The sequence below is a fragment of the Lysobacter olei genome, from assembly GCF_054777355.1.
On sequence record NZ_BAAHAT010000007.1, the window covers coordinates 51,420 to 69,425 of the forward strand.

General features: G+C 67.4%; 20 protein-coding genes. 16 read left to right on the forward strand and 4 right to left on the reverse strand.

Translation table 11 applies throughout. The annotated features are described in order from the left end of the window. The first annotated feature begins 2 nt into the window (after positions 1–2). On the forward strand, positions 3–710 hold the full coding sequence (locus ACYVBS_RS11420) for a pseudouridine synthase (protein ID WP_460823752.1): 708 nt from the start codon (positions 3–5) through the stop codon (positions 708–710). A gap of 53 nt (positions 711–763) precedes the next feature. Here the strand turns inward: ACYVBS_RS11420 and ACYVBS_RS11425 are convergent, their stop codons facing one another. Both ACYVBS_RS11425 and ACYVBS_RS11430 read right to left on the reverse strand, forming a co-directional pair. Beyond that, complete coding sequence (locus tag ACYVBS_RS11425; protein ID WP_460823753.1) at positions 764–1,327, reverse strand: DUF1415 domain-containing protein; 564 nt, start codon at positions 1,325–1,327, stop codon at positions 764–766. Positions 1,328–1,376: 49 nt separating this feature from the next. Next, positions 1,377–1,859 (reverse strand): YajQ family cyclic di-GMP-binding protein, encoded by a 483-nt coding sequence (locus ACYVBS_RS11430; protein ID WP_460823903.1) that lies wholly within the window; start codon positions 1,857–1,859, stop codon positions 1,377–1,379. A gap of 238 nt (positions 1,860–2,097) precedes the next feature. Here ACYVBS_RS11430 and ACYVBS_RS11435 point away from each other — a divergent pair, with 238 nt between their 5' ends. From ACYVBS_RS11435 to ACYVBS_RS11445, 3 genes are all read left to right on the forward strand, one after another. Further along, complete coding sequence (locus tag ACYVBS_RS11435) at positions 2,098–2,823, forward strand: hypothetical protein (protein WP_460823754.1); 726 nt, start codon at positions 2,098–2,100, stop codon at positions 2,821–2,823. Positions 2,824–2,895: 72 nt separating this feature from the next. Then, positions 2,896–3,687, forward strand: coding sequence for a transporter (locus ACYVBS_RS11440; protein WP_460823755.1), 792 nt, complete (start codon positions 2,896–2,898; stop codon positions 3,685–3,687). A 514-nt stretch (positions 3,688–4,201) separates the two neighbouring features. Beyond that, complete coding sequence (locus ACYVBS_RS11445; RefSeq protein WP_460823756.1) at positions 4,202–5,083, forward strand: DMT family transporter; 882 nt, start codon at positions 4,202–4,204, stop codon at positions 5,081–5,083. Positions 5,084–5,141: 58 nt separating this feature from the next. On the opposite strand, the gene ACYVBS_RS11450 is transcribed toward ACYVBS_RS11445, so the two are convergent. After that, the gene (locus ACYVBS_RS11450) at positions 5,142–5,780 is read right to left on the reverse strand and encodes an OmpW/AlkL family protein (protein WP_460823757.1); all 639 of its coding nucleotides are present in this window, start codon (positions 5,778–5,780) and stop codon (positions 5,142–5,144) included. A 219-nt stretch (positions 5,781–5,999) separates the two neighbouring features. Between ACYVBS_RS11450 and ACYVBS_RS11455 the strand changes: the two genes are divergently transcribed. The 3 genes from ACYVBS_RS11455 to lpdA are packed head-to-tail and all read left to right on the forward strand — an operon-like array spanning position 6,000 to position 10,127. Then, positions 6,000–6,752 (forward strand): DUF2884 family protein, encoded by a 753-nt coding sequence (locus tag ACYVBS_RS11455; RefSeq protein WP_460823758.1) that lies wholly within the window; start codon positions 6,000–6,002, stop codon positions 6,750–6,752. Beyond that, the gene (locus tag ACYVBS_RS11460) at positions 6,739–8,268 is read left to right on the forward strand and encodes a dihydrolipoyllysine-residue acetyltransferase (protein ID WP_460823904.1); all 1,530 of its coding nucleotides are present in this window, start codon (positions 6,739–6,741) and stop codon (positions 8,266–8,268) included. The genes ACYVBS_RS11455 and ACYVBS_RS11460 overlap by 14 nt, the downstream gene beginning before the upstream one ends. 11 nt (positions 8,269–8,279) lie before the next feature. Further along, the gene (gene lpdA, locus ACYVBS_RS11465; RefSeq protein WP_460823759.1) at positions 8,280–10,127 is read left to right on the forward strand and encodes a dihydrolipoyl dehydrogenase; all 1,848 of its coding nucleotides are present in this window, start codon (positions 8,280–8,282) and stop codon (positions 10,125–10,127) included. Positions 10,128–10,351: 224 nt separating this feature from the next. On the opposite strand, the gene ACYVBS_RS11470 is transcribed toward lpdA, so the two are convergent. Next, positions 10,352–10,531 carry a DUF2061 domain-containing protein gene (locus ACYVBS_RS11470; protein WP_460823760.1) on the reverse strand — a complete coding sequence of 60 codons (180 nt, stop codon included), beginning with the start codon at positions 10,529–10,531 and terminating at the stop codon, positions 10,352–10,354. A gap of 229 nt (positions 10,532–10,760) precedes the next feature. On the opposite strand from ACYVBS_RS11470, the gene ACYVBS_RS11475 reads away from it, so the two are divergent. The 9 genes from ACYVBS_RS11475 (at position 10,761) to ACYVBS_RS11515 (ending at position 17,973) form a co-directional block, all read left to right on the forward strand. Then, entirely contained in the window at positions 10,761–11,126 is a 366-nt protein-coding gene (locus ACYVBS_RS11475) for a hypothetical protein (protein ID WP_460823762.1), read from the forward strand. A 46-nt stretch (positions 11,127–11,172) separates the two neighbouring features. Further along, entirely contained in the window at positions 11,173–11,970 is a 798-nt protein-coding gene (gene atpB / locus ACYVBS_RS11480; protein WP_460823763.1) for a F0F1 ATP synthase subunit A, read from the forward strand. 73 nt (positions 11,971–12,043) lie between these two features. Next, positions 12,044–12,340, forward strand: coding sequence for a F0F1 ATP synthase subunit C (gene atpE / locus ACYVBS_RS11485; protein WP_036138930.1), 297 nt, complete (start codon positions 12,044–12,046; stop codon positions 12,338–12,340). A gap of 108 nt (positions 12,341–12,448) precedes the next feature. Continuing rightward, complete coding sequence (locus ACYVBS_RS11490) at positions 12,449–12,919, forward strand: F0F1 ATP synthase subunit B (RefSeq protein ID WP_460823764.1); 471 nt, start codon at positions 12,449–12,451, stop codon at positions 12,917–12,919. Between the two features lie 7 nt (positions 12,920–12,926). After that, positions 12,927–13,454, forward strand: a complete 528-nt coding sequence (locus ACYVBS_RS11495; RefSeq protein ID WP_460823766.1) for a F0F1 ATP synthase subunit delta — start codon at positions 12,927–12,929, stop codon at positions 13,452–13,454. A gap of 61 nt (positions 13,455–13,515) precedes the next feature. Beyond that, positions 13,516–15,063 carry a F0F1 ATP synthase subunit alpha gene (gene atpA / locus ACYVBS_RS11500; RefSeq protein WP_460823767.1) on the forward strand — a complete coding sequence of 516 codons (1,548 nt, stop codon included), beginning with the start codon at positions 13,516–13,518 and terminating at the stop codon, positions 15,061–15,063. 100 nt (positions 15,064–15,163) lie between these two features. Next, positions 15,164–16,027 carry a F0F1 ATP synthase subunit gamma gene (gene atpG / locus ACYVBS_RS11505; RefSeq protein ID WP_460823769.1) on the forward strand — a complete coding sequence of 288 codons (864 nt, stop codon included), beginning with the start codon at positions 15,164–15,166 and terminating at the stop codon, positions 16,025–16,027. Between the two features lie 72 nt (positions 16,028–16,099). After that, positions 16,100–17,503, forward strand: coding sequence for a F0F1 ATP synthase subunit beta (gene atpD, locus ACYVBS_RS11510; protein ID WP_460823770.1), 1,404 nt, complete (start codon positions 16,100–16,102; stop codon positions 17,501–17,503). Positions 17,504–17,547: 44 nt separating this feature from the next. Continuing rightward, complete coding sequence (locus tag ACYVBS_RS11515; protein WP_460823772.1) at positions 17,548–17,973, forward strand: F0F1 ATP synthase subunit epsilon; 426 nt, start codon at positions 17,548–17,550, stop codon at positions 17,971–17,973. Positions 17,974–18,006: the final 33 nt, after the last annotated feature.

An 18,006-nucleotide genomic window follows, 5' to 3' on the forward strand; every position in this document is an offset into this window, starting at 1 on the left:
GCATGAGACTCGTCAAGCTGATCGCCAACCTCGGCTATGGCAGCCGCAAGGACGTCGCCCTGATGTTCCGCGAAGGCCGTATCACCGATGCCGCGGGCGAGGTCCTGTACGCCGACGACAAGGTGGGCCACGACGCGATCCGCATCGACGGCAAGCCGCTGGACCCGCCGGCCGGCCTGGTGCTGATGCTCAACAAGCCGGTGGGCTACACCTGTTCCACCAAGGACCTGGGGCGCCTGGTCTATGACCTGCTGCCCACGCGCTACCGCCATCGCGCGCCGTTGCTGTCCACGGTCGGCCGCCTCGATCGCGACACCAGCGGCCTGCTGCTGATGACCGACGATGGCCAGCTGCTGCACCGCATCGTTTCGCCCAAGGCCCACCTCGCCAAGGTGTACGAAGCCACGCTGGCCCGCGACCTGCGCGGCGACGAGGGCGAGGTATTCGCCAGCGGCACGCTGATGCTGGAATCGGAAACCACGCCGCTCAAGCCGGCCGTGCTCGAGGTGCTCGGTCCGCGCGAGGCGCGGCTGACCCTGACCGAGGGCCGCTACCACCAGGTGCGGCGCATGTTCGCCGCGGTGGGCAACCACGTCGACGCCCTGCACCGCAGCCGCATTGGAGGCCTGTCGCTGGCCGACCTGCCTTCAGGCGAGTGGCGCACGCTGGATGCGGCAGACCTGCATTCGCTCTTCACCGGCGCTGGTTGAGGCGAACACGGTACCCGCCTTTGCATTGAGGCGAGCCCGGCTCCGTCTCGGAGTCAATCCGAGAACAACTTGCGCCACCCTGCGTGTCCCAGTTCGTCCAGGGTGCGCAGGTTGCGCTCCACGATCACGTCCGGGTCGGGGAATGCCGCCACGGCACGGTCGATGCTCGCCTCGCGCAGCAGGTGCAGCGTGGGGTAGGGCGAGCGGTTCGTGAAGTTGCCGATGTCATCGTCGGCCGTGCCCGCGAACCGGTAGTCCGGGTGGAAGCTCGCCACCTGCAGCACGCCCTCCAGGCCGAGCGCGGCCACCGCGGCATCCGCTTCGTCCAGGAAGTCGTTGAACTCCAGGAAATCCGTGAGCACCTGCGGATGCACGATCAGCGTCGTATCGACGACGTCGGGGTCCGTGTCGCGCAGCCGCGCCAGCTCTTCGTCCAACTGCGCCCGCAGCGCCTCGCGCGTGGTCGCGTCGCTCAGCACGAAGCGCACCTGCGCCTTTACGTGCACCGCCTTGGCGAACGGGCACAGGTTCAGCCCGATGACCGCCCGCTCCAGCCAGCGCCGGGTTGCAGCGATGGGGTCATCGCCGGCGGTCTGGTCATCGTGGTCGTTTCGCATGGGCGGCCTGCTGGGCAGGCACGCCGGGGCGTGCCTGTATTCGGGTCGATCAGTCGCGGAAGTTCTCGAACTGCAGCGGGCGCTCGAACTCCGTGCCGCGCAACAGTGCGATCGCGGCCTGCAGGTCGTCGCGCTTCTTGCCGGTAACGCGCAGCTTGTCGCCGTTGATCTGGCTTTCCACCTTCAGCTTGGCGTCCTTGATCGCGGCCTGCAGCTTTTTGGCCAAGTCGCGTTCGATGCCCTGCTTCACGGTGATCTTCTGGCGCGCGCCGGCCAGGTTGGTCTCGATGTCGCCAAATTCCAGGCAGCGCGCATCGATGCCGCGGGCAATCAGGCGCGCGCGCAGGATGTCGTCCATCTGCTTGAGCTGGAAATCGCTGGGCGCCGACTGGGTGATCAGCTTGTCTTCCAGCACGAACTTGGCATCCACGCCCTTGAAGTCGAACCGGTTGCCCAACTCGCGGTTGGCCTGGTCCACGGCGTTGGTCAATTCGTGGGCGTCCACTTCGGAAACGATGTCGAACGAAGGCATGGCAGTCGCAAAACGTGACGGGGTGGGCAGGGTAACCGAAGGCGAGCCCTGCCGTCGCGCCTGCTGTTCATCGGCCTGAAGTGTGGCCGCCATCACGGCCTGTCGCTGTTCAGTGCAACGATTGCTGAATGCGCGACGGTGTGTGGAATTTGCTTCACGCCTGCAGGCATAGGATCGGGCGCGCCGTAATCCCCCGACGGCTCCCTTTCCGATGTGCAGGAATACAAGGAACGCTGCAATGAATGCGAAACACACGCTGCTGTTGTCCGCCACGCTGCTGGCCGCCACGTCCACCTTCCAGCCTGCGTTCGCGCAGGACGCCGGCAGTGACCCGGAGGTCATCGCCAGCGCCACGATGCCGGCCAGCCGCATCGCCGATCGGTATGTGACCAGCGGATTGTTTGCTGATGACGCCAGCGCCGACGCCACCATCAATGCACTGCGCACCGGCGGTGATTTCACCGTCAGCGAGCAGGTGACCACCACCACGACTAACCCCGACGGCACCACGACCACCACCACGTCGACGGTCGAACGCAGCATCGTCAACCCGAATGGGCCGATGGGCTACGGCGAGGTCAACATCACCCTGGCCCTGGCTGAGCGCCTGCTCGCTTCCGGCGAGTACACCGACCTGCAGTCCGCGTTGACCGGCGTGACCTCCACCGTGACCAACGCCGACGGCACGACCACCGCGTCCACCTCCGGTGGCGTGCTGGCGATGCGTGCCGATGGCATGGGCTGGGGCAAGATCGCCAAGGAACTGGGCTTCAACCTGGGCTCGGTGATGAGCGCAGGCAACCGCAGTGACAAGGCGGTCGCCGGGGCGCAGCGTTCGAACCAGGCCAAGACCGAACGCGCCGAACGGGTGGCCAGGGTGGAGCGTCCGGTGCGCCCGGAGCGCGCGCAGCGCCCCGAACGCCCCGAGCGTCCGCAGAAGCCCGAGCGCGGCGGCCGCCCGTAACGCCTGGCACCCATCCCACTCGCGGGCGCCCGCCGTGGCGCCCGCTTTTCGTGAATTTCCAATGGAGTTGCAATGAAGCGTTCCGCTTTCCTGCTGGCACTCTGCCTGGCCGCCGGCGCGGTCCATGCCGAGGACGGGCTCAGCCTCGGCGTGGGTGCCGACTACAGCAGCGGTGACTATGGCACCGATACCACCACTACCATTTTCTCCGTGCCGGTCACCGCCAAGTACAGCCTCGGCAACTGGACCTGGAAGGCCAGCCTCCCGTGGATGCGCGTGGACGGCGACCCCAATGTGGTTCCCGGCTTGGGCTCGTTGATCAACACCAATCCCAACGGGCGCGGCCGCGGCGGCGGTATCCTCGATCCGGAACAGCCTGTGTCGGGCACCGCAAGCGGCATTGGCGACCTCCGCGTGAGTGCCAGCTATGCATTGGACACCGGCGGACCGCTGGGCGTTGACTTGAGTGCCAACGTGAAGGTGGCCACGGCCGACGAGGACAAGGGCCTGGGCACCGGTGCCAATGACTATGGAGTCGCGGTGGACCTGTATCGCGATTTCAACGGAACGCTGCTGTTTGGCGGCGCGGGTTACACCCAACTGGGGGACTCCGACTACATCGACGTGGATGGCGTCATCAACGCCAATCTCGGCGCTGCCTGGAAGGTCGGCGCCGCGAATGTCGGTGCAATGTACGACTGGCGCGAGGCGGCCAGCCGCGATGTCGACGACCGCAGTGAGCTGACCGGCTTCGTCGCCTTCCCCTCGGGCGCGCGCAGCAAGCTGCAGCTGTATGCGGTCACGGGTCTCAGCGACGGCAGTCCTGATTGGGGTGTCGGCGTGAACCTCACGGCCGGCTTCTGATGCACGCCGGGGGCGGCCTGCCACGTGGCGGTCGCCCCTCCGGTTCCGACGCCACGCCTCGCCCAGGCGTCACTCCGTCGGGCGTGGTCCGTCACGTGGCGGCGGGTTGTCCGGGGCCGGCGCTGCCGAGGGCTCTGCGGCCGGCGCGGGCGCGCCGTGGCCTGGCGACCTGAACGGCATCCCGTCATCCGGCCCGCGCGTGGCCACCGGCGCATGTGGCGGCTCCGGCGGCGCGGTGTGCGCCCGTGGCGCATCGCGCCCTTGCGCGCATCCGGCCATGCATGCCGTGAGTCCCGCGATGGCCGCCACCCGGCACCACACCATGGGAGGACTCCTGCGGCGCAAGTGAAAGGCCGGTTCTCCCAAGACAACGCAAGACAACGACTGCACAGGCACGCGGCAATCCACGGATAATCGGCACTCGACTCCCCGAGGATCCCCGCATGCCCCGTCCGGGTTACCCCCCTTCGTGCGTGCCGCGCACCGCCGGCGCGGCCCTTCGCAGGGGTTGCGCATGACCGGATCGGAACGGCGTCGATCCCGGGCGGTGGTCGCCATGCTGCTGGCGGTCGCCTTGTTTTCGCTGATGGACGCCGGGTTGAAGGGCCTCGCATCGCATTACCCGCCGCTCCAGGTGGCGGCATTGCGCGGCGCCGCTTCGCTGCCGTTGGTATTGGCATGGGCATTGGCGACGGCGGGCGTGCGGCCCTTGTTGCGCGTGCGCTGGTCGTTGCACCTGCTGCGTGGCGCCTTGGGCGTGGCCATGATGGCCGCGTTCGCCTATGCGCTGCGCCATATGCCGTTGTCCACCGCGTACTCGATCTTCTTCGTGGCGCCGCTGCTGATCACCGCGCTGTCGGTGCCCTTCCTGGGCGAACACGTCGGGCCTCGTCGTTGGGTGGCCATCGGCATCGGTCTGCTGGGTGTCCTGGTGGTGCTGCGCCCCACTGGCGAGGGCGTTCTCAGCTTGGCCGGCATCGCGGTACTGGTGGCCGCACTGGGCTATGCCATCAGCGCCATCACCGTGCGCGTGCTGGCACGCACGGACAGTACGCAGGCCATGATGGTGTGGCTGCTCGCCTTGATGGCGTTCGGCGCCGGCGTGATGGCGTGGCCTGACTGGGTGCCCCTGCGCGGCGCCGACCTGTGGCTGATTGCAGGCGTGGGCGTCGCCGGCGCACTGGGGCAATACGCCATCACCGAAGCCTTCCGGCTGGGCGAGGCATCCCTGATCGCGCCGCTGGAATACACCGCGCTGCTGTGGGGCGTCATCCTCGACGCCACGCTGTGGGGCGTGCTGCCCGATCGGGTGACATGGCTGGGGGCCGCCATCATCATTGCCAGTGGCCTGTACCTGCTGCATCGCGAACGCGTGCGCGCGTTGGCGCCCGGCTGACCCAAACGCGACAACGGGCCCGCAGTGGGGCCCGTTGCCGGTCGTCGGGTGGCGTCGATCAGAAGCGCGTACCAATGCCCACGCCCACCACCACCGGGTTGAGCTTGGCCTCGCCGGCATCTACGCCATTCACCTTCACGTCCGAACCGCCCTGCAGGTAGCGGACATCCGCGCGGGCGAACCAGTTGGGGTGGAAGTTCGCGTCCACGCCCACGGTGGCGATCGCACCCTTGGCGGTTTCCACGCCGATGCGCTGGCCCGCCAGCGGGCCCGTCGGCTCGGCGGTCTCCTCGCTGAAGTTGCTCTCGTAATAGCCCAGGCCCACGAACGGGCGCACGGTCTGCGTTGCCGTGCCGAAGTGGTACTGGCCGCTCAGCGCATACGGCTGCGCCGCCACGCTTGCGGTCTTGCCACCCGCGGTGTTCACGCGGTGGCCGAACTTGTCGGCCGCGCCCCACGCCTCGATGGCGATGTTGTCGGTCACGTAATAACTGGCGCTCAGCGTCGCTGCGCCGTCACCGTCCACCTTGGCCTCCGCGCCAGCGATCGTGGCGTCCTTGGTCGGCTCGGACAGCGCGTAGCCACCGACGATGGCAAAGCGCTTGCCGCTGGTGTCGGTGCCGTCCTGGGCGAAAGCCGCCGGCGCGATGGACAGGGCGCCCAGGAGGGCCAGCGTCAGGGTGCGATAACGGTTCATGGTGTGTCTCCTTGATCTGGTTTTTTCAGTGGTGCCTTTGGGGGAGGCGCGGCCACCGTAGCCACGGGCGGATGAACCGTTCGTGCCGTTCCGGCGCATCGGGCCGCGTCGCCATCCGCGCAATCCGCGCCCAAACCGAGGCTCACGCGCAGTTCACGCCCCGTGCGCAATCGCGTGCGGCGCGTTACGCTGCCCCGATTCATTCCCCGGAGATCCCCGATGCGTCGCGCTTTCGTCGTTGCTGCACTCGGGTTGGCCTCCGTGAACGCCGCGGCAAGGGCCGCGGACTGCCGCATCGAAAGCGATTACGAACTCACGCTGAATTCGCGCAGCCTCATCCTCGTGCGGGATGCGGGCGTGCCCAAAGCCATCGTCATGCGCCAAGGGCGGCTTTTCATCGACACCGCGTGGGTCACGCTGGGCGCCGAGGACGTGCAACGCCTGGCGGCATTCGAACAGGGGACGCGCGACGCGATGCCGGAAGCGCAGGCCCTGGGCCAGGCGGCCGCCGACGTGGCCTTCAATGCGCTGGGCCAGGTGGCCGCCGGGTTCAGCAGCGACCCCAAGGCCACGCGCGACAAACTCGCCGCGGCCCGCGCCCAGCTCGACGCCCGCCTCACCGGGGCGGTAAGCGCCCATCACTTCGACGGCGGTGCCTTGGGGCGCGACATCGCCCAAGCGGTGGGCGAGGCCATTCCCGACCTCATCGGCGACATCGTGGGCGGCGCCATCAGTGCCGCGTTCTCCGGCGACAAGAGCCGCCTGGAACGGATGGAACACTTGGACACCGAGATCGAAGCGGCCGTGGCCCTGCGGGCCGCGGCGCTCGAGCGGCAGGCCGAAGCCCTGTGTCAGCGCCTGGAGGCCCTCGACGCGCTGGACAATGCGCTGGAGTACCGCCTGCCCGGCGGCCAGCCACTGAACCTGCTGCGCATGTCGCCCCCGGTGGTCGCGCCGGCTGTGCCGGGTTGACGCGCACCATACCGGGGCGTACCCAGTCCGCGGCCGGTGTACCCGTTGGTCGCGGTTGGCGCTGCCCCGCGCAAAGCCCACAATAGCCCTTTGCCCGGATTTCGGAGCCCCCCACATGGCTGAGCTGAAGGAAGCGCGCGTCCCCGACATCGGCGGATACGACGACGTGCCCGTGATCGAACTGTTGGTCGCCGTTGGCGACACCGTCACTGTCGACCAGGGCCTGGTCACGCTGGAATCGGACAAGGCCACGATGGAAGTGCCGGCGCCCTTTGCCGGCGTGATCCGTGAGCTCAAGGTCAAGCTGGGCGACACCGTGTCCGAAGGCAGCGTGGTCGCGGTGATCGAGTCGGCCGAAGGTGCCGCGACGTCGACCGCCGAAGTGGCCAAGGCCGCACCTGCGCCCGCCGCTCCGGCTCCGGCTCCGGCTCCGGCCGCGCCGGTGCCCAGCGCCGAGACCGGCGCCCGCGTGGAGCCCGTTGCGCCCTCTGCCCGCCCCGACGCGCTTGCCGCACGCGAAATCGAAGCCGCGGCACCGGCCAGTGAGCCGCGCACCCCGCCCGTCGCCTTCACGGCCGACGAGCTGATGCCCGACAAGGTGCCGTATGCCAGCCCCGCCGTGCGCCTGTTCGCGCGCGAACTCGGCGTGGACCTGGCCCGCGTCAAGGGCAGCGAGCGCGGTGGCCGCATCACCCGCGAGGACGTGCAGCAGTTCGTCAAGGGCGTGATGCAGGGCGGCCGCGCCGTCTCCGCGGCCCCGGTCGCCGGCGGCGGTGGCCTCAACCTGCTGCCGTGGCCCAAGGTCGACTTCGCCAAGTTCGGCCCCGTCGAGACCCGCGAGCTCAGCCGCATCCAGAAGATCTCCGGTGCCAACCTCGCGCGCAACTGGGCGATGATCCCGCACGTCACCCAGCACGACGATGCCGACATCACCGAACTGGAAGCACTGCGCGTACAGCTCAACAAGGAAAACGAGAAGGCCGGCATCAAGCTGACGATGCTGGCCTTCATGATGAAGGCGTCCGTCGCCGCGCTGCAGAAGTTCCCCACCTTCAATGCTTCGCTCGATGCCTCGGGTGAAGTGCTCACGCTCAAGCAGTATTTCCACATCGGCTTCGCCGCCGACACGCCCAACGGCCTCGTGGTGCCGGTGGTGCGCGACGTCGACAAGAAGGGCGTGCTGCAGATCGCGCAGGAAACCGGCGAGCTCGCCAAGAAGGCGCGTGACGGCAAGCTGGGCCCGGCGGACATGCAGGGCGGCTGCTTCTCGATCAGTTCGCTGGGCGGCATCGGCGGCACCAAGTTCACCCCGATCGTCAACGCGCCGGAAGTCGCCATCCTCGGTGTGTCCAAGTCGGCGATCCGGCCGGTGTGGAACGGCACTGCGTTCGAGCCGAAGTTGATCCTGCCTCTGTCGTTGTCGTACGACCACCGCGTCATCGACGGCGCCGCCGCCGCGCGCTTCACCGCCTACCTGGCGCAACTGCTCGGCGACATGCGCCGGGTCCTGCTGTGACGGGGGCGCGCATGGCCACGATTGAACTGAAAGTGCCCGACATCGGCGGTTACGACGATGTGCCGGTGATCGAACTGCTGGTTGCCGTGGGCGACACCGTCGCCAAGGACCAGGGCCTGGTCACGCTGGAATCGGACAAGGCGACGATGGAAGTGCCGGCCTCGCACGCCGGCGTGATCAAGGAGCTCAAGGTCAAGCTCGGCGATGCCGTCTCCGAAGGCAGCGTGATCGCGGTGATCGACGCCGTGGGCGAGGGCGCAGCGGAGGCCGCCGCGCCTGCAGCGGCTCCGGCACCTGCCGTCGCAGCAGTGTCGACCCCAGCGCCGGCCACCGTGCCCGCGAGCACCCCGGCATCGGCGATGGCACTCTCCGCAGCGGCGCCGGCCGGCCCGGCGTCCGCCGCCGCCTCCGGCCGCAAGGCCGATGTCGAATGCCGCATGCTGGTGCTCGGTGCCGGCCCCGGTGGTTACACCGCCGCATTCCGCTCGGCGGACCTCGGCATGGACACCGTGCTGGTCGAGCGTTATGCCGCCCTCGGCGGTGTCTGCCTCAACGTCGGCTGCATCCCGTCCAAGGCGCTGCTGCATGCCGCCGCGGTGATCGACGAAGCCGCACATGCCAGCGAATACGGCATCGATTTCGGCAAGCCGAAGCTCAACCTCGACTCGCTGCGCTCGCACAAGGAGAAGGTGGTTGAGCAACTGACCAAGGGCCTGGCCACCATGGCCAAGCACCGCAAGGTGCGCGTGCTTGAAGGCGAAGGCCGGTTCGTGTCGCCGCACGAGCTGGAGGTCACCGGCAAGAGCGGGACCCAGCTCATCCGTTTCGAGCAGTGCATCATCGCCGCCGGTTCGCAGGCGGTGAAACTGCCGGGCTTCCCCTGGGGAGAGCACGGTGCGCGCGACAAGCGCGTCATGGACTCCACCGATGCGCTCGACCTGGCCGACGTGCCGAAGAAGCTGCTCGTCGTTGGCGGCGGCATCATCGGCCTGGAAATGGCCACCGTGTACCGCGCCCTGGGCAGCGACGTCACCGTGGTCGAGTTCGCCGACCAGATCATGCCCGGTGCCGACAAGGACCTGATCAAGCCCTTGGCCGACCGGCTCAAGAAGATGGGCGTCACCGTCCACACCAAGGTCAAGGCGGCGGGCACCGAAGCGCTCAAGAGCGGCATCAAGGTGCGCTTCGAGCCCGCCACCGAAGGCGGCACCGCCCCTGAGGCGCAGACGTTCGACCGCGTGCTGGTCGCCGTGGGGCGCACGCCCAACGGTGGCAAGCTCGATGCCGACAAAGCCGGCGTGCAGGTCACCGATCGCGGCTTCATCCCGGTCGACCGCCAGATGCGCACCAACGTCCCGCACATCTTCGCCATCGGCGACCTGGTGGGGCAGCCGATGCTCGCGCACAAGGCCACGCACGAGGGCAAGCTCGCTGCCGAAGTCGCGTTCGGCGAAAAGAAGGAATGGGTGGCGCGGGTGATTCCGTCGGTCGCCTACACCGATCCGGAAATTGCCTGGGTCGGCGTCACCGAGACCGAAGCCAAGGCCAAGGGCCTGAAGGTCGGCGTGGGCAAGTTCCCGTGGGCCGCCTCCGGCCGCGCGATCGGCCTGGGCCGCACCGAAGGTTTCACCAAGCTGGTGTTCGACGAGGCCACCCACCGCATCATCGGCGGCGGCATCGTCGGCGTGCATGCGGGCGACCTGATCGCCGAGATCGGGCTGGCGATCGAAATGGGCTGCGAAGTGCACGACATCGGCGCCACCATCCACCCGCATCCCACGCTGAGCGAGTCGGTCGGCATGGCGGCCGAGGTGTTCGACGGCACCATCACCGACCTGTACATCGCGAAGAAGAAGTAACCGGACGTCGGATGCGGTGTCGCGCGACCGCGCGGCGATCGCGCCACGTAAAGCCCCGGCCCGGGGAGCACGCCCGGGCCGGGACTTTGAGTGCCGCCATTGCTTGCCTTTGACGAGGAGGTTTGACGAGGCGGCACTCCCAAGATGGGACCGGGCGTTCGCGGAAAGGTTCCCCGCCCCGCGACACCTCAGGCATAGCCCCGGGTCCGAGTCGTCACTGGTGCCTACGCACCGCGGCGCTGCAGGCGTGCCCACAGCTTTTCGTGCAGGTGGAACGCCACGGTATTGACCGCCGGCTCCACCAGCGCCAGCGCACCGCCGACCCAGGCGCTGCCGGTCATCAGGTAGCCCACCGAGAACGCGACGGTGAAGTGCACGCTGGCAAAGCTGAGGGTCTTGCGCATGGCAGCTGCTCGCAAATGAGAATCACTTGCGATTATGCGACCGGTCCCAGCGCTGTTCAATCGAAATTTCGTGCTGTTTCCATAGCTTGCGCCAATCGATGTGGTCGCGAATCCGGCCGGCCACACGGAAAGCGCCGACCATCGTCGGTTGCTCCGCCCCCGTAGCCGTTCTATACTTTTGCGGCTTACCCGGGCGCTTTTCAGCCCACTCCCTCCGACCGGGGCCAGCGTGCACGACCCACATTCAGCAGGCCGTCGCCTGGCGACCCGCACGGTCGTCTGGCAAGCCACCGCGACAGCCCTGCTGGCGCTGGCTTTCCTGGCCAAGGGTGGCACGCATGCCTTCGCGGCGCTGCTCGGCGGCGGCGCGATGGCGGTCGGGGGTGCCCTTGCGGCCCGCCTGCTGTTCAGGGGCGGCGTCGGGTCTGCGGGTGCGGTGATGGGCCGCTGGCTGGCGGGCCTGGCACTGAAGTGGCTGGTGGTGTTCGTGGTGCTGTGGTTGGGCGTGGTGGTCTGGCACTTGCCGGCGCTGCCGTTGCTGCTGGGGATCGTGGCTGCACTCGTTGCGCTCGCCCTGGCCGCGACCCGCCGCTGAGGCACCGCTCGTTGTTCACAAATTTAACTTGCAAGGTTTAGGGCACATGGCCGGCGCGGCAGAACTGACTCCCACCGAGTACATCCAGCACCACCTCAAGAACCTGACCGTCCAAGTCGGCGAGGGTGGCTTCTGGACGCTGCACCTGGACACCTTCATCACCGCGGTCCTGATGGGTCTGGTGATCGTGTTCGCGTTCTGGCTCGCCACCCGCAAGGCCACCTCTGGCGTGCCGGGCAAGTGGCAGGCCTTCGTCGAGATCTGCCTGGAGTTCGTCGACAAGCAGGCGCGCGACACCTACCACGGTCCGAGCAAGCTGGTGACGCCGATCGCGATCACCCTGTTCTTCTGGATCCTGATGATGAACCTGCTGAAGATGATCCCGGCAGACTTCATCGCCAAGCCGCTGGAGCTGGTCGGCGTGCATTACTGGAAGCCGGTGCCGACCGCCGACGTCAACGCGACGCTGGGCATGTCGATCAGCGTGTTCTTCCTGATGCTGTTCTTCGCCATCCGTTCCAAGGGCCTGGGCGGCTTCACCAAGGAATTCCTGACCGCGCCGTTCGGCAAGTGGATGGTGCCGTTCAACCTGATCCTCAACATCGTTGAGTGGCTGAGCAAGCCGATTTCGCTGGCCATGCGACTGTTCGGCAACATGTTCGGCGGCGAAATCGTGTTCCTCCTCATCTGGGTGCTCGGCGGTGCCGGCATTCTGGGCGCCCTCGCGGGCGGCGCGTTCGGCCTCGGCTGGATGCTGTTCCACCTGCTGGTGATTCCGCTGCAGGCGTTCATCTTCATGATGCTGTCCATCGTGTACCTGAGCCTGTCGGAAGACGCTCACTAAGCGCCTCGGCGCACGCTCGAATCGTTTCAACCCTTCCTCGTTTCAACCCTTAAGCACCCGTTCGGAGACAACCATGGAAATCCTTGCCCACCTCGCTTCGGTTCAGGCCTCGACCGTTCTGGCCGTCGGCATCATGATCGGCCTCGCCGCCCTCGGCGCCGGTCTCGGTCTGGCCATCATGTCCGGCAAGTTCCTTGAGTCGGCCGCCCGCCAGCCGGAGCTGATCCCGGTCCTGCAGGTCCGCATGTTCATCACCGCCGGCCTGATCGACGCCGCGTTCATCATCACCGTCGCCGTCGCCCTGCTGCTGGCCTTCGCCAACCCGCTGGCCTCGGCGCTGCTGGCCGAAGCCGCCAAGCTGGCCGGCTGATAAGCCCACCCGCTTGACTGGTGCGGGCCGGTTCGCCGGCCTGCGCCACGGTTGAAGGACGGGCGCGCCATCGCGCCCTTTCCCGTCACCTCTGGCAGAGCATCATCAATGAACATCGGCATGACCCTCATTGCCCAGGCGCTGGCTTTTGCCGGTTTGATCTGGATCATCGCGACCAAGATCTGGCCGCCGCTGCTGGCCGCGATCGAAGAGCGCCAGCAGAAGATCGCCGAAGGCCTGGCCGCGGCTGACAACAGCCAGAAGGCCCTCGCCCAGGCGCAGGAACAGGTCGACGCCGCCCTGCGCGAAGCGCGTGGCAAGGCCAACGAGATCATCGAGCAGGCGCACCAGCGCGCCAACCAGATCATCGACCAGGCCAAGAACGAAGCCCTTGCCGAAGGCGAGCGCCAGAAGGCCCTGGCCCTGGCCGAGATCGAAGCGTCCGCCACCCGCGCCCGCGAAGACCTGCGCAAGCAGGTGTCCGCCCTGGCCGTGACCGGTGCCGAGAAGCTGCTCAAGCGCGAAATCGACGCCAACGCCCACAAGGCGCTGCTCGACGAGCTCGCCGCGGAAATCTGAGCCCACCATGAGCCAGCCCCTGACCCTCGCCCGCCCGTATGCCCGCGCAGCCTTCGCGCTGTCGCGTGAGGGCGGCCGCTCCGCCGACTGGTCGAAGGCCCTGGCCTTCGCCGCGCGCGTGGCCGCCGACCCGCAGGCGCAAGCCGTGCTCGGCCATCCGCTGCTGAGCAGCGCCGACGCCGTTGGCCTGCTGGTCATCGACGGCGCCGACGAAGCGTTCATCCGCTTCCTCGGCCTGCTCGCCGACAACCGCCGCCTGCCGCTGCTGCCGGAAATCGCCGGGCTGTTCGAAGAGCTGCGCGCCGAGGCCGACCGCGTGGTCAAGGCCAAGGTGACCGCCGCCGCCGAACTGCCGGCCGCCGAACTCGAGTCGATCAAGGCCGCGTTGAAGAAGCGCTTTGGCCGCGACGTCGAGATCGAGACGGCCATCGACGCATCGCTGATCGGCGGCGCGGTGATCGACGCCGGCGACGTGGTCATCGACGGTTCGCTCAAGGGCAAGCTCTCGCGCCTGCAGTCCGCGCTCGCGGGCTGACGGCACACAAAGTCTTCAATTGCTACTCCGGCGGCAACGCCGGGCACATAGGGAAACTCCCATGCAAACCCAGCTCAACCCGTCCGAAATCAGCGAACTGATCAAGACCCGCATCGAGAAGGTCAAGCTGGCCGCCGAGGCGCGCAACGAAGGCACCGTCACCTCGGTGTCCGACGGCATCGTGCGCATCCACGGCCTGGCCGACGTGATGCAGGGCGAAATGATCGAGCTGCCGAACAGCACGTTCGCGCTCGCCCTGAACCTGGAGCGCGACTCGGTCGGCGCCGTGGTCCTGGGTGACTACGAGCACCTGCGCGAAGGCGACGTGGCCAAGACCACCGGCCGCATCCTCGAAGTGCCGACCGGTCCGGAACTGCTGGGCCGCGTCGTGAACGCGCTGGGCGAGCCGATCGACGGCAAGGGCCCGATCAACGCCGCCATCTCCGCCCCGGTGGAGCGCGTGGCCCCGGGCGTGATCTGGCGCAAGTCGGTCGACCAGCCGGTGCAGACCGGTTACAAGTCGGTCGACTCGATGATCCCGATCGGCCGCGGCCAGCGCGAGCTGATCATCGGCGACCGCCAGACCGGCAAGACCGCGATGGCCATCGACGCCGTGATCAACCAGAAGGGCACCGGCATCAAGTGCGTGTACGTCGCGATCGGCCAGAAGGCCTCGACCGTGGCCAACATCGTGCGCAAGCTGGAAGAGAACGGCGCGCTGGCCCATACCATCGTCGTGGCCGCCACCGCGTCCGAATCGGCCGCGATGCAGTACATCAGCGCCTACTCCGGTGCGACCATGGGTGAGTACTTCATGGATCGCGGCGAAGACGCCCTGATCGTGTACGACGACCTGTCCAAGCAGGCCGTGGCCTACCGCCAGATTTCGCTGCTGCTGAAGCGTCCGCCGGGCCGCGAAGCCTACCCGGGCGACGTGTTCTACCTGCACAGCCGCCTGCTCGAGCGCGCCGCCCGCGTGTCCGAGGAGTACGTCGAGAAGTTCACCAACGGTGCCGTGAAGGGCAAGACCGGCTCGCTGACCGCGCTGCCGATCATCGAGACCCAGGCCGGTGACGTCTCCGCGTTCGTGCCGACCAACGTGATCTCGATCACCGACGGCCAGATCTTCCTGGAAACCGACCTGTTCAACGCCGGCATCCGCCCGGCCGTGAACGCCGGTATCTCGGTGTCGCGCGTCGGTGGTGCCGCCCAGACCAAGATCATCAAGAAGCTGTCGGGCGGTATCCGTATCGCCCTCGCCCAGTATCGTGAGCTGGCTGCGTTCGCGCAGTTCGCCTCGGACCTGGACGAAGCCACCCGCAAGCAGCTCGAGCGCGGCCAGCGCGTCACCGAGCTGATGAAGCAGAAGCAGTACGCGCCGATGTCGATCGCGCTGCAGGCACTGTCGATCTACGCCGTCAACGAGGGCTACCTCGACGACGTGCCGGTCAACAAGATCCTGGCGTTCGAAGACGGCCTGCACGCCCACTTCATCAACACCCAGGGCGCGCTGATCGAGCAGATCAACAGCACCGGCAACTGGAACGACGACATCGAAGGTGCCTTCAAGAAGGGCATCGGCGAGTTCAAGACCACCGGTTCCTGGTAAGCCCCACGCCGGGCGCGCCGTTCGCGGCGTCCCGGCAGGGTAGGCCACCATCCGCGCGGGCTTAGGCCCGCGTCGTTGAGTCCAAGCAGAAGAGAGCAGCATGGCAGGCGGACGCGAAATCAAGACGAAGATCAAGAGCGTGCAGAACACCCGCAAGGTGACGCGCGCGCTCGAGATGGTCTCGGCCTCCAAGATCCGCAAGGCGCAGGAGCGGATGCGGGTCTCGCGCCCCTACGCGCGCGTGATGAAGCAGGTGATCGGCCACCTGGCCCAGGCCAACAGCGATTACCAGCACCCGTACATGGTCGAGCGCAAGGAGATCAAGCGCGTCGGCTACATCGTGGTGTCGTCCGACCGCGGCCTCGCCGGCGGCCTGAACAACAACATGTTCCGCAAGCTCGTTGCCGAGTTCCGCAAGTGGCAGGAGCAGGGCGTCGAGATCGACGTGGTCACCATCGGCCAGAAGGCCTCGGTGTTCTTCCGCCGCCTGCACGTGAACATGCTGGCCTCGGTCACCCACCTGGGCGACCAGCCGAAGCTCGAGCAGCTGGTGGGCGTGGTCAAGGTGGTGCTGGACGGCTACAGCGCCGGCAACATCGACCGCGTGTTCGTCTGCTACAACGACTTCATCAACACGATGGTGCAGCGCGCGACGTTCGACCAGCTGCTGCCGCTGCCGCCGTCGGATGCGCCGGTCGCCAAGCATGACTGGGACTACATCTACGAGCCCAACGCCGAAGGCGTGCTGGACCACGTGCTGACCCGCTACATCGAGTCGCTGGTGTACCAGGCGGTGCTCGAGAACGTGGCCTCCGAACATGCCGCGCGCATGGTCGCGATGAAGGCCGCGTCCGACAACGCCAACAAGCTCATCGGCACCCTGCAGCTGGTCTACAACAAGGCCCGCCAGGCGGCGATCACCCAGGAAATCTCGGAAATCGTCGGCGGCGCCGCGGCGGTCTAAGCCCGGGTTTACACACATTCCGGCACGGGCAACCGCCCGCGCCACGCAGATTTAAAGTTAGAGGAAACCACAATGAGCCAGGGCAAGATCGTTCAGATCATCGGTGCCGTTGTCGACGTCGAGTTCCCGCGTGAGTTCGTGCCGAAGGTGTACGACGCGCTGAAGGTCGACGGCACCGCGATCACGCTGGAAGTGCAGCAGCAGCTGGGTGACGGCGTCGTCCGCACCATCGCCCTCGGTTCGACCGACGGCCTGAAGCGCAACCTGATCGCCACCAACACCGGCAAGGGCATCGCGGTGCCGGTCGGCGCCGGTACGCTGGGCCGCATCATGGACGTGCTCGGCACCCCGATCGACGAAGCCGGCCCGGTGCAGGCGTCCGACCATTGGGAAATCCACCGTGGCGCCCCGTCGTACGAGGAGCAGTCCTCGGCCAACGACCTGCTGGAAACCGGCATCAAGGTCATCGACCTGATGTGCCCGTTCGCCAAGGGCGGCAAGGTCGGCCTGTTCGGCGGCGCCGGCGTGGGCAAGACCGTCAACATGATGGAACTGATCAACAACATCGCCAAGGCGCACTCGGGTCTGTCCGTGTTCGCGGGCGTGGGCGAGCGTACCCGCGAGGGCAACGACTTCTACCACGAGATGAAGGACTCCAACGTCCTCGACAAGGTGGCGATGGTGTACGGCCAGATGAACGAGCCGCCGGGCAACCGTCTGCGCGTCGCGCTGACCGGCCTGACCATGGCCGAGTACTTCCGCGACGAGAAGGACGCGTCGGGCAAGGGTAAGGACGTGCTGCTGTTCGTCGACAACATCTACCGCTACACCCTGGCCGGTACCGAAGTGTCGGCGCTGCTGGGCCGCATGCCGTCGGCGGTGGGTTACCAGCCGACCCTGGCCGAGGAAATGGGCGTCCTGCAGGAGCGCATCACCTCGACCAAGACCGGTTCGATCACCTCGATCCAGGCCGTGTACGTGCCCGCGGACGACCTGACCGACCCGTCGCCGGCGACCACCTTCGCCCACCTCGACGCCACCGTCGTGCTGTCGCGTAACATCGCCTCGCTGGGTATCTACCCGGCCGTGGACCCGCTGGACTCGACCTCGCGCCAGCTGGACCCGAACGTGATCGGCAACGAGCACTACGACACCGCGCGCCGCGTGCAGGCCACCCTGCAGAAGTACAAGGAGCTCAAGGACATCATCGCGATCCTGGGCATGGACGAACTGTCGGAAGAAGACAAGCAGGCCGTGTCGCGCGCCCGCAAGATCGAGCGCTTCTTCTCGCAGCCGTTCCACGTGGCCGAAGTGTTCACCGGCTCGCCGGGCAAGTACGTGTCGCTGAAGGACACCATCCGCGGCTTCAAGGGCATCGTCGAAGGCGAGTACGACCACCTGCCGGAGCAGGCGTTCTACATGGTCGGCTCCATCGAGGAAGCGGTCGAGAAGGCCAAGAAGATGGGCGTGGGCTGAGCGCCCACCCTTTCTTCCACGCCTGATCAACCAAGGACATCCTGATGAGCACCACCTTCCGTTGCGACATCGTCAGCGCCGAGAACGAGATCTTCCACGGTGACGCCGAGCTGCTGGTCGCCACCGGCGAGATGGGCGAACTCGGCATCGCGCCGCGCCACGCGCCGCTGATCACCCGTCTCAAGCCGGGCAAGGTCGTGGTGACCCTGCCGGGCGGCGAGCAGGTCGACATCGCCATTTCCGGCGGCATCCTCGAGGTGCAGCCGCAGGTGGTGACCGTGCTGGCCGACACCGCGATCCGCGCCGAGGACATCGACGAGGCAGCCGTGCGCGCGGCGAAGGAAGAAGCCGAGCGCATCCTCGCCAAGAAGGATCCGAAGATGAGCCTGGAAGAAGCCCAGGCCCAGCTGGCGATGAGCATCGCCCAGCTGAGCGCGCTGGAGCGCCTGCGCAAGAACCTCAAGCACTGAGCCTTCGGGCAAGGTGGTTGCGAAAACGCCGGC

Excerpts from the sequence above, each read along its gene's own strand:
- atpA (WP_460823767.1), top strand. The coding sequence starts at position 13,516 with ATGCAAACCCAGCTCAACCCGTCCGAAATCAGCGAACTGATCAAGACC.
- ACYVBS_RS11450 (WP_460823757.1), bottom strand. The coding sequence starts at position 5,780 with ATGAACCGTTATCGCACCCTGACGCTGGCCCTCCTGGGCGCCCTGTCC.
- ACYVBS_RS11435 (WP_460823754.1), top strand. The coding sequence starts at position 2,098 with ATGAATGCGAAACACACGCTGCTGTTGTCCGCCACGCTGCTGGCCGCC.
- atpD (WP_460823770.1), top strand. The coding sequence starts at position 16,100 with ATGAGCCAGGGCAAGATCGTTCAGATCATCGGTGCCGTTGTCGACGTC.
- ACYVBS_RS11430 (WP_460823903.1), bottom strand. The coding sequence starts at position 1,859 with ATGCCTTCGTTCGACATCGTTTCCGAAGTGGACGCCCACGAATTGACC.
- ACYVBS_RS11420 (WP_460823752.1), top strand. The coding sequence starts at position 3 with ATGAGACTCGTCAAGCTGATCGCCAACCTCGGCTATGGCAGCCGCAAG.
- ACYVBS_RS11490 (WP_460823764.1), top strand. The coding sequence starts at position 12,449 with ATGAACATCGGCATGACCCTCATTGCCCAGGCGCTGGCTTTTGCCGGT.
- ACYVBS_RS11425 (WP_460823753.1), bottom strand. The coding sequence starts at position 1,327 with ATGCGAAACGACCACGATGACCAGACCGCCGGCGATGACCCCATCGCT.
- atpG (WP_460823769.1), top strand. The coding sequence starts at position 15,164 with ATGGCAGGCGGACGCGAAATCAAGACGAAGATCAAGAGCGTGCAGAAC.
- atpE (WP_036138930.1), top strand. The coding sequence starts at position 12,044 with ATGGAAATCCTTGCCCACCTCGCTTCGGTTCAGGCCTCGACCGTTCTG.
- atpB (WP_460823763.1), top strand. The coding sequence starts at position 11,173 with ATGGCCGGCGCGGCAGAACTGACTCCCACCGAGTACATCCAGCACCAC.
- ACYVBS_RS11495 (WP_460823766.1), top strand. The coding sequence starts at position 12,927 with ATGAGCCAGCCCCTGACCCTCGCCCGCCCGTATGCCCGCGCAGCCTTC.
- ACYVBS_RS11470 (WP_460823760.1), bottom strand. The coding sequence starts at position 10,531 with ATGCGCAAGACCCTCAGCTTTGCCAGCGTGCACTTCACCGTCGCGTTC.
- ACYVBS_RS11445 (WP_460823756.1), top strand. The coding sequence starts at position 4,202 with ATGACCGGATCGGAACGGCGTCGATCCCGGGCGGTGGTCGCCATGCTG.
- ACYVBS_RS11440 (WP_460823755.1), top strand. The coding sequence starts at position 2,896 with ATGAAGCGTTCCGCTTTCCTGCTGGCACTCTGCCTGGCCGCCGGCGCG.
- ACYVBS_RS11455 (WP_460823758.1), top strand. The coding sequence starts at position 6,000 with ATGCGTCGCGCTTTCGTCGTTGCTGCACTCGGGTTGGCCTCCGTGAAC.
- ACYVBS_RS11515 (WP_460823772.1), top strand. The coding sequence starts at position 17,548 with ATGAGCACCACCTTCCGTTGCGACATCGTCAGCGCCGAGAACGAGATC.
- lpdA (WP_460823759.1), top strand. The coding sequence starts at position 8,280 with ATGGCCACGATTGAACTGAAAGTGCCCGACATCGGCGGTTACGACGAT.